At 66.7% G+C, this 9,384-nt stretch carries 5 protein-coding genes and 1 pseudogene; 3 read left to right on the top strand and 3 right to left on the bottom strand.

Features of this window, described 5'->3' with window-relative positions:
* The 3 genes and pseudogenes from AB4Y91_RS12290 to cysC all read left to right on the top strand — a co-directional run.
* Positions 1 to 297, top strand: a pseudogene (locus AB4Y91_RS12290) (hypothetical protein); the annotation flags it as partial.
* 202 nt (positions 298 to 499) lie between these two features.
* Positions 500 to 1,471, top strand: a complete 972-nt coding sequence (locus tag AB4Y91_RS12285) for a sulfite exporter TauE/SafE family protein (RefSeq protein WP_441418745.1) — start codon at positions 500 to 502, stop codon at positions 1,469 to 1,471.
* Positions 1,468 to 2,784 carry an adenylyl-sulfate kinase gene (cysC, locus tag AB4Y91_RS12280; protein ID WP_441418744.1) on the top strand — a complete coding sequence of 439 codons (1,317 nt, stop codon included), beginning with the start codon at positions 1,468 to 1,470 and terminating at the stop codon, positions 2,782 to 2,784. Before AB4Y91_RS12285 ends, cysC begins: the two co-directional genes overlap by 4 nt.
* A gap of 113 nt (positions 2,785 to 2,897) precedes the next feature.
* Here the strand turns inward: cysC and AB4Y91_RS12275 are convergent, their stop codons facing one another.
* The 3 genes from AB4Y91_RS12275 to AB4Y91_RS12265 all read right to left on the bottom strand — a co-directional run bounded on the left by AB4Y91_RS12275 (position 2,898) and on the right by AB4Y91_RS12265 (position 9,250).
* Complete coding sequence (locus AB4Y91_RS12275) at positions 2,898 to 5,525, bottom strand: LuxR C-terminal-related transcriptional regulator (RefSeq protein WP_441418743.1); 2,628 nt, start codon at positions 5,523 to 5,525, stop codon at positions 2,898 to 2,900.
* A 73-nt stretch (positions 5,526 to 5,598) separates the two neighbouring features.
* Positions 5,599 to 8,328 carry a LuxR C-terminal-related transcriptional regulator gene (locus tag AB4Y91_RS12270; protein WP_441418742.1) on the bottom strand — a complete coding sequence of 910 codons (2,730 nt, stop codon included), beginning with the start codon at positions 8,326 to 8,328 and terminating at the stop codon, positions 5,599 to 5,601.
* Positions 8,329 to 8,617: 289 nt separating this feature from the next.
* The gene (locus tag AB4Y91_RS12265; protein ID WP_441418741.1) at positions 8,618 to 9,250 is read right to left on the bottom strand and encodes a GNAT family N-acetyltransferase; all 633 of its coding nucleotides are present in this window, start codon (positions 9,248 to 9,250) and stop codon (positions 8,618 to 8,620) included.
* Positions 9,251 to 9,384 lie beyond the last annotated feature (134 nt).

The raw sequence follows: 9,384 nt of genomic DNA, 5'->3' as shown, positions 1-9,384 counted from the left end.
GCCTCCGCCGTCACCGCGCTCAAACTCACCACCGTCGCCGACGACGGCGTCGTCATCTACGTCAACGGCACCGAAGTCGGCCGCACCCGCATGCCCACCGGCACTGTCACCATCAACACCTACGCCACCGCAGCAATCCCCACCTCCAATGCCAACGCCGCCCCGGTCACCTTCAACGTCCCACTCTCCCTGCTGGTCAACGGAACCAACACCATCGCCGCCGAAACCCACCTGAACTACCACGCAACCAAAGACATCAGCTTCGACCTCACCGCAACAACCACCACCAGCGGCTAGCGGAGTGAATGCCGTGCCGGCGGCGGCCTTGCCCGTCGATCGGCCGTCCGTCAGGACTGCGGCGGGGTTGCGGCGGGGGCGCTTCGCGCCTGACCACGCGGCATCGGACCTGGTTACACTGTCTGCCCGGCCCCGGTGACTACTCTCGGAGGCACCGAACTACCTGTTTGTCCGGTGCGTCCTCGGTGGCAGGATCTGGGCCATGGACCTGAACTTGGCGTTGACCGCTTTCGGTGTAGCCATCGTCGTTGGATTGACAGGTATGGGCGGCGGCGCCCTGATGACCCCCGCACTGGTGCTGTTCTTTGGCGTTCCCCCGCTCGCCGCGGTCTCCAGCGACCTCGTCGCCAGCGCCGTCATGAAGCCGGTGGGCTCCCTGGTACACCTGCGGCGCCGGACGGTGAACTTGGACGTGGTTAAGTGGTTGGCGGTGGGTTCGGTGCCTTCAGCCTTCTGCGGCGTGCTGGTCCTCAAATGGCTGGGCCCCGGCGAGGACGTCCAGCAGATGGTCAAAACGGCGCTCGGCTTCGCTCTGCTCTTGAGCGCCATCCTGTTGGTGGTGCGGGCCTACCTCCGGCTTGCCGAGCGCGCACGCAGCGCGGACGGGCGCGGAGCCGAGCTGCCTACAGAGCGGCCGCAGGTGGCGGTCCGGGTTCTGCCCACCGTCCTTTTGGGCATTCTGGGCGGCATTGTGGTGGGCATGACGTCCGTCGGAAGCGGATCCTTGATCATCATCGGGCTCATGCTCATCTACCCAGGGCTCAAGGCCAACCAGCTGGTCGGCACCGATCTCTTGCAGGCCGTTCCCCTGGTCTTCGCTGCGGCCGTGGGGCACACGCTCTTCGGCGATCTGAACCTCGGCTTGACCCTGCCCTTAGTGTTGGGCAGCATCCCCGGCGTCTACCTCGGGGCCATGCTGTCCTCCCGTCTCTCGGGCGGCTTCGTGCGCCGGGCGTTGGCCTTTGTGCTGCTGGCCTCGGCGCTAAAGATGCTCTCCGTCCCGGACCCGGTAACAGCAGGGATTCTGGTGGCCGCCTTGCTGGTGGCGCCCCTGGCATGGATGTATCTGCGCCGGCAGAAGGGTTTCCCGGCGCTGGCCACCGTGGAGAGCCGACGTCGGCGCGAGGCAGCCGCCTTGTTAAACTCAACGAGCGGAATCAGGGGGACACTGTGAGCTTGCTCTTCGGTTCTGAACCATCACACGTTCTGACCGGCGCCCGGCTCGATGAGCTGGAACTCCTGCTGGGCGGCCTGTACGGCCCGGCGGACGGCTATGCTCTGCCCTCCAACGTTCCACCGGAATGGCCCTGGCCGTTTACGCTCTCGGTGCCCGCCGCCGTCGGCCAACAGGCGGTGGACTGCAGCGCCCTGCTGATCACGGATCCGGATGGCACACCGCTGGCTAGATTGACCGTATCCGCCGGCCAGGGCGCGGGAAACGGCACCATGCACCTTGCCGGCCGGCTGGAAGCCCTTCAGCCCGCCGAGCACCCGCCCATGCGCCGGCTGCGTCTGACGCGGCCCCTCACCGGACCGGGACAGGACACGGATCCGAGCCTGGTGGCGGCGTTCGACCGGCTGCCGGAGCCTGCCCAGCTCGCCGAAGCGATGGGTATGGCAATCCGCCATCACGCCAGGTTGTGGCTTGTCGCGGTTGCCGGCTGCCAGGAGCACGGAAACTATACGGTCTTGGAACTGCTTTCCGTCCTTGAACGCTGCACGGAGCAGCTGGTTGGAGCCCGGACCGGACTGCTGGTCCTGCCCGCGTTCGAGGGTGCGTCCGGCGCCCGGGACCGGACCCTGCGCGACTACGTGCTGCTCCGGCTGGGCGCCTCCATCCTGCTCAACTACACCTCCGATGCGGGGGCCGCGGCCAGTGCAGCGCCGAGGCGGCGTGCCGCCGCCGCTCCCGAACCGCTGGCAGCAGGCACCCCACCGCTGGGTGCTGTCGTTTTCCTGACGGGCCTGTCCGGTTCCGGGAAATCTACAATCGCCCGCGCACTGGCGGAACGGCTGCAGCGGGCAGACTCCCGCCCCGTCACGCTGCTGGACGGCGACGACGTGCGCAGGCTCCTGTCTTCGGGTCTTGGCTTCAGCCGGCAGGACCGGGATCTCAACGTCCGCCGGCTCGGGTGGGTCGCCTCCCTGGTTTCCAAGTCCGGCGGAGTTGCCGTCTGCGCTCCGATCGCGCCGTTCGAGTCGACCCGTCAGGAGGTCCGGGCGATGGCCGAGACTGTCGGCTCGTTTGTCTTGGTGCACGTGGCCACGTCGCTGGAGGTATGCGAAGCGCGGGACCGAAAGGGACTGTACGCACGGGCCCGGGCCGGTGACATACCGGACTTCACCGGGATCGGCTCTCCGTATGAACCGCCGCTCGACGCCGATCTGGTGCTTGATACCGGCACCACCTCGGTGGACGAGGCGGTCGATGTGATTTTGGCAGCGATGGGCGTCGGGGCCAGGGAACTGGTGGAACTCAGCCAGTGAAGACGGCGCGTGGCGGTTGAGCGAGGAAATCTGCCGTAAGCCAGGACATTCCTGTTGGCCTGGTCATGGAGGCAGGTCAGTAGCCCAACCATCGTTCCTGTTCTCCCCGGTCCTCAGCGGGGGCTGAGCGCGTCGCTTCGCACAGCCATCAAGTCACAACTCGTCAGGTCTTCGCGGCGGTTGATGCCGAGCTTGCTGAAGATCCGGTAGAGGTGTCCTTCAACAGTGCGGACCGACAGTGAGGCGAGCTGGGCAATTTCGCGGTTGCTGTTGCCGTTGATCACCATCGTGACTACTTCGCGTTCCCTGGGCGTCAGGGAGGTGGCGTCATCGGTGCCGAACAAGGACAGGGTGCTGATTCCCGCCAGCTCCCTGCGCCTGAGCTGAAGCAACTGGGCCACGGCGCGAACGCGCTTGCGGTCCCCGCTGCCGTTCAGGAACCAGACGGCCTTGCCAAGGCATTCCGCCGCCAGCAGGTGGTACCGCAGTTCCTGTGCCCTTTCGCTGGCCGCGATCAGCTGCTCAGCGTCACGCTGAAGAAGGGCCCGCGCGTAGGCATTGAGGCACTCGGCCTCCGGGCCTTCGCCGTGATCCGTCAGTTCCACCAGCCGCGGCAAGTGGCCGCTGTCGCCGAGCCGGAGCGCCAGTTCTCGGGCATCCCGCTCCGCCGCGAGCAGTCCCATGCCTCGGGCCCGATCAGCCAGCACTGACAGCTCCCGGACGCCGTTAGCTGCTCCATGCAGACCCGCCCGCGCTGCCGCGACGTGGGCCTGCCCCATCAGCTGGAAGTGTGCGGACCCTCGATACGGGACGCGGTTGAAAGCCTCGCAGTAGCGGTCCACCACGTCGTTTTGCCCGAGCAGGGAAGCTGCATAGGCCGCCAAACCCAAGGCATACGGCAGGAGGTGGTCGAAGTCTGATTCAAAGAAGGCCTCAATGGCGACCGAAAGCCTGCCCAATGCGGTCACCATGTCGCCCTTTCTTAGCGCCGCCAGCCCTTCCACCAAGGACTGTCCCCCGCTGAAGTGCAACCCGCTGCGGAATCCGTGCCAGGGGGCCTCCGTAGGGGGCATGGCGACCAGGTTCCATCGTCCCAGGCGAACCAGTGCCAGCGAATGCTTGAAGCGTGCCAGCTCATACGCCCGGAACTGCGCCGTGGAACTTCCCCCCAGCAGCTGCAGGATTTCGCCGCTCGCCCGGAAGGCACTGTCCGGCCGACCGGTGGCGGCCAGCAATTCAGCCCAGAGATAGAGAATCTTGGCGCGGGTAATCGGATCTGATCCGGTGTCGGCCAGCCGTTCGGCCAGCTCATCCTCGATCTCGGCGTAACGTCCCTCCAAGTGGAGCGCATGCAGAATCAGCAGCCGGCTACCGGCTGACTCGGCCGGTCCGGGCGTCAGGCTCCCTGCTCCCAGACGCTGCTCCGACGCGCGCCAGGAGGCGGCGATCTTCCTCAGTTCCAGGGTCTGCCCGCCCATGCCGAGATGCACGCGGGCGGCGAGGATGGATGCTGCCCCCGCCGTCGCGTGGTCCGCGGCGGAGTCGACGCAGTCCTGCAGCAGCGCCGCCGCGCGCGGAAGATCACCAAGATGGAAATGGGCGTCTGCCATTTGGACTTTCGCTGCCGCCCGGAACACTTCGCCATCGATCGCTCCGGCCGTTTGCAGCGCTACCATCGGCTCGAAATGCCGGTTGGCGCTGGCGGCTGCACCCAACAGCTGCTCGTCGGGAACCTCGGCTCCGCAGTCCAGGGACCAGCAGACCAACCGCGTCTGCATCTCCTCCGGCATCGTGCCGTCCACAACATCGAGCACGCGCGAGCGGATCATCATGCTGCGGGCCGGAGGAACAAGGGCGCGCACCACCTTTCCCAGCAGCGGGGAGGCCGACCGCACCAACCTTTGCGGCCCCCGGGCAATGGTGATGAGCCGGTCCTCTATCAGGGTGTCAACGTCCGAATCACTGGCGAGCCGGTGCAGCCAGGCCAGGGGCAGAGGCTCCGCGAGCGCGACCGTCTCAAGGATCTCCGTCTCGGCCGCAGACCTGCAGGCGAGCTGTTCCCGGACCAGATCCCTCAATTGCTGATCGACGCGCAGATGAAAGTTCTTCAGCATCCAGACGTGGTTACGCAGCACCAGTTCACCGGTGCGCTGGGCCTGGCGGATCAGCGCGAGCAGAAGCAGGGGGTTTCCGCCTGCAATCCTGCATAAAGCGGTACTGGCGCTGTTGATAACCTCACCACCCAGCATCTGGCTACAGAGCTCGCGGGCCTGCGCATCGGTGAGCGGGGACAGGTCAAAGCGCCGCAGCAGCCCCTCGTTCCAGAGGGAAACAAAAGCTGCCGTCGGTCCCGGCTTTGGTCTGGAGAGCACCAGCAGCTTTACCAGGCCCATCAAGGCCAGTTGCGCCAGCACCCTGGAACTGTCTGCATCCAGGTTCCCGGCGTCTTCCACGATCACAAGCGCTGTGGGTTCCCCGGTTTCGAGCCGCCGGCTAAGCACCTTCTCCATGCGGCGGGGCACTGACGGCCACGGTTCGGACTCCGGCAAGGGGTATGAGCCCAGGTATGGAGCCAGCGCGCCGAAAGGGAGCTTCGTCATCGCCGCTGCGGGAAAGATCCAAAAGGGCTTGACCGCCGCGCCGAGCTGCCGGAGCACCGCCCCGGCCAACGCACTCTTTCCCAAGCCGGCGTCCCCCGCCAGCAGGACTCCTACCCGGTCAGGGTCCTGCAGCGCGGCCACGATTGAAGCTACCAGGTCGGAGCAGCCCACCAGGGCGCGGGGAAAGTCGTCGTTGTCCATGTCCGCCGGCCCCCTAGGCAAAGGTCATCTTCAGGTCGGCACGGCTGGAGACCTGAAGCTTTCCGTAGATCTGGTAAAGATGGCCCTCCACCGTCCGCACGGAAATGCACATTTTCGCGGCGATGGCCTTGTTGCTCTCACCCGCGGCCGCCCGCTGGGCTACCTCCTGTTCGCGCGCTGTGAGCGTCGGTCCGTCCTCCTCCGCCGGCAGGACGCCCATTTTCTGGACACTGCTGCTGATCCGGTGTCTGGCTGCCCTGGCCGCGGCCCGGTCCCCCGCCGCGTCGGCAACCTTCTGGGCCTCCCTGGCGGCGTCCCTGGCGAACAGGTCATCACCTATCCGGGCGGCGGCCTCAGCGGCCTCCAGCAGCACGGCGCTGTCCTGTTCCACAATGCCCGTTCCGAACAGGTGAGTGACGTCCGCGAACTGACCGTGGACGGCAGCTGACGCCGCGACCAGCCGGGGGGCAGCGCCCCGGCAGCCTTGGCGCACGGCAGCGCAGAGGAAGAGCAGTTCAGGGAGTTTCGCGCCGCGTCGGCGTTCCTCCTCGGCGCGTTCCAGCAGTCGCACGCCGGCCTTTTCTTTAGACGCCAGCTCGGCAGAGGCGAGCACCTGAAACAGCGAACGCACGCTCAAGGAGAGCTGAGAGGGGCAACGTCCGTCCAGCTCCACAGAGCGCAGATACTGGAGGGCTTTGTCGTTTTCCCTGAGCAAGGCGTAGCAGTAGGCGATCGTGGCACTGGCCAAAGCCTGCGCTCCGGACGTATCCAGCTGCCCCAGCTGACTATGTGCCGGCAACAGCCTTTCCAGCGCACGCTCCGCCCGGCCGCAGTACGCGTCAAGAGCCCCCTGGGCGAGTTGGTCCAATGCGACGGCGGCGACGGCGGCGATCCCGTCGCCGAACCGTCCCGCATCGGGGCTATGGCAAAGCTGGGGATCTGAGGCCGTCCCGAGGAAGACGCTTAACAGTGCCTGCTCCGCTGACCTGGCATTGACCGCCGCCAGCTCCTCCGCGGTGAAACGCATCTGCATGTCGTGGACAAGGGCCCGGGCCTCCGCATGGCGTCCCACAATCGTCCAGGCTTGCCATAGGAGCGTGGCAGCATGCACCTTATTGCCTTGGGTCGCGCATGCGGGATAGAGCCGGCTCAGCGCATCCGTCGCCTGCCGGTATCTGCCCTCGCCGAGGTCCAGTTCGGCCCTGGCCAGGGCGACGTCCTCCCGCAGCGCGGCGATACCGGCCGCGTCCTGGACAGAGGCGGCAGCGGCTCCGTTCAGTCTGGCTTCCACCCGGTCCAACGCGGCGCGGGCTTCCGGTCCGCGGCCTAAACGGGATGCGAGGACGGAACTGCGCACCAGCATCGCCTCAACCCAACAGCCCAGCGCAAGGTCCATGGCGTCAAGGGCATCCGGCGACAAGAGCTGTTCGGCCTTTGCGGGGTCCCCCAAGGCTGCGTACGCCCGGCCCTGTTGGGCCAAAGCGGTGCCGCGTTCCTTCGGAGCCAGGAGCTCCACGAACCTCAGGGCCTGCTGCGGCTGACCTGCGAGATTGGCCAGCCGGGCAGCATGCCTGGCCTCCTGAGGGGACAAGGCCTCCCCACAGTCGAGGGCCCACCGGGCCAGCTCCAGGGTTTCCGTGGCCGACCTGTCAGTTGCTCGTTGGGTCTGTGCAGCGAGCCGTCGCAGCGTCCGGCTGCGGCCGTGGGGGACGCGTTGGCGGATCGCGCGCTCCGCCAACGGGTTCGAGAGTCGGACAAGGGGCCGCCGGTCGGTTGCCAGGTCGAGGCAGCCCCGCCGGGTGAGGGAGTCGAGGGCTTCGGCGCTGCACAGGCGCAGGAGGGTGTTCAATGGCATTCCGCCGCTGAGCGCCAGCAGCTCAAGGACCTGTTGCTCGGCCGCGGACTCCGGGTTGGCCCAGGCGCTGACGGCGTCCCGGGAGCATGCGCCGTACACGAATGTGCGGTTGGTCAGCACCCAGACGCCGGCGTCCTCAATAAAGGTGCCGGCGTCAATCTGATCGCGCAGGATCAGTTCGAGCGCCCGCGGATTGCCGCGGCTGGCCCTCCAGAAAGCCACTGCTGCGGCAGTTGAGACCTCGGCGGCGCAGAAGCTGCGCAGCCACTGGCTTGCCTCGGCGAGGCTGAAAGCGCCCACGTCTGTCCGACCGATGAGCCTGTCCTTCCACAGCGACACCAAGTCGCCCGGAGCCGCCAGCAGATCCTCTCCCGTGGCCAGCAGGCGAACGGTTCCATGGACGGTCAGTCGGTTGATGACGAGCGCGGCGAGCTCGTCCAGGCCTTCGGTGTTGTCCACAAACAGCACGATGTTGCGCCCCTTTGCCCGGTCCCGCAGCAACTGGGCAAGTCCGGCCACCACCTTTAGCGGATGTTCAGCGCATCCTTCGTCGAGGTCGTTGAGCAGCGATCCCAAGGCGCCATAGGGCGTCGACGCCGAGGTGGAACTGCCATTTACTTGCACCACAAGGTAACTGTCGTCCAGCCGCTCCAGCGCCTGGCGGGCCAGAAAGGTCTTGCCCACTCCCGGCGCCCCGACTACCACCGCGCCGCAGGAGCCGCCGGGTGAGCCGCGGCCGGTCAGGGAGCCCAGGATGTCCTCGACCAGGTCCTGCCGGCACCATGCGGGACGGGAAATCTGTTTAACCCCGTCCGGGGCATCGGAATCACGATTTTTAGGGTTGCCTGCGGCAACAGAAATTAAGACGGCAGCATTTGAATCGAACATGAGGCGAGACCTTCGTATTCAGTTGGAGACCCAGTAGCCCCAACCTACGAACGGCGCTGCGCAGGTACACGAGTAACCTGTACTCGATTTACCTGCCCCGGTCCTGATGGCGGACGGCAACGGTACTCAACCTCTTGGATCTACTACCTACCCGTCTCGTGACCGCCCTTCGGCGACGCCGCAAGTACCGTCACGCCTCTATCTCTGGCGCGCGGGGAGGAGGTGCCGGACATGGTGCTCCAGAATCTCGCCGGAGCCGTGAGCAAAGCGAGCGTCCCCCGGCCCGGACCTAGACGGCGAGCAGCCCGGCGGGCCTCTGCCCGGACAGGGAAGCCAGCGCGCGGGGACGCAGCTCCGGCCACTCCTCGGTCAGCAGCGACAGGATGACGAAGTCGCGCCAGACGCCGTCGGCGTTGCGGGAGGACCGGCGCCGGGTGCCTTCGGCAGTGAAGCCGAACCGGGCCAGCGAGGCCAGCGACCGCTGATTGCGGCTGTCCACGTCGCATTCAACCCGTCCAGCCCCGCAGGAGAACAACCAGTCGAGCAGGGTGATCTTCACCTCGTGGTTCACCTTCGCTCCCCAGAGGTCCGGGTCCAGCACGGTCCGGCCGATCTTCACGCGCTCCGTCCTCTCGTCGTGTTCGGTGATGCCGGTGGTTCCGACGAAACGGGACTGTCCCAGCGGGAGCTGCTGGTACACCGAAAACACCTGCAGCCCCGCGAAACGGCGGTCCACGAACGCTGACAATTCGGCCTCACCCGCGGGCCGGGCCTCACTGTCACTAAAGCCTTGGGACCAGATCTCGTCGCGGGCCAGAAGGCGCGCCAGCGGCTCGACGTCGAGCGGTGTGAATGGTGCCAGGACGAACCTGCCGGTGGCCGTCTGAAGGGTCGGCAGGGTGTCGGGAAGGAGCAGCGCCATTGCGGCCTTTCTGGTGCGCGGTGAAGCGTGGGGAGTGGGTCGGCGGAAGCCGTATGTGTCCGCAAATTTTCGGCGGCAAGAGAAATTATCACCCCGATGCCGCAGTCCGCAACGACACGCTGGCCGCGGCTGTG

Source organism: Arthrobacter sp. YAF16 (assembly GCF_052113385.1).
In the GTDB taxonomy this organism is placed as follows: Bacteria; Actinomycetota; Actinomycetes; order Actinomycetales; family Micrococcaceae; genus Arthrobacter.
Note: the sequence above shows the minus strand (reverse complement) of the source record. Positions and strands in the feature narration are given on the sequence as shown.

Excerpts from the sequence above, each read along its gene's own strand:
- AB4Y91_RS12285 (WP_441418745.1), top strand. The coding sequence starts at position 500 with ATGGACCTGAACTTGGCGTTGACCGCTTTCGGTGTAGCCATCGTCGTT.
- AB4Y91_RS12270 (WP_441418742.1), bottom strand. The coding sequence starts at position 8,328 with ATGTTCGATTCAAATGCTGCCGTCTTAATTTCTGTTGCCGCAGGCAAC.
- AB4Y91_RS12265 (WP_441418741.1), bottom strand. The coding sequence starts at position 9,250 with ATGGCGCTGCTCCTTCCCGACACCCTGCCGACCCTTCAGACGGCCACC.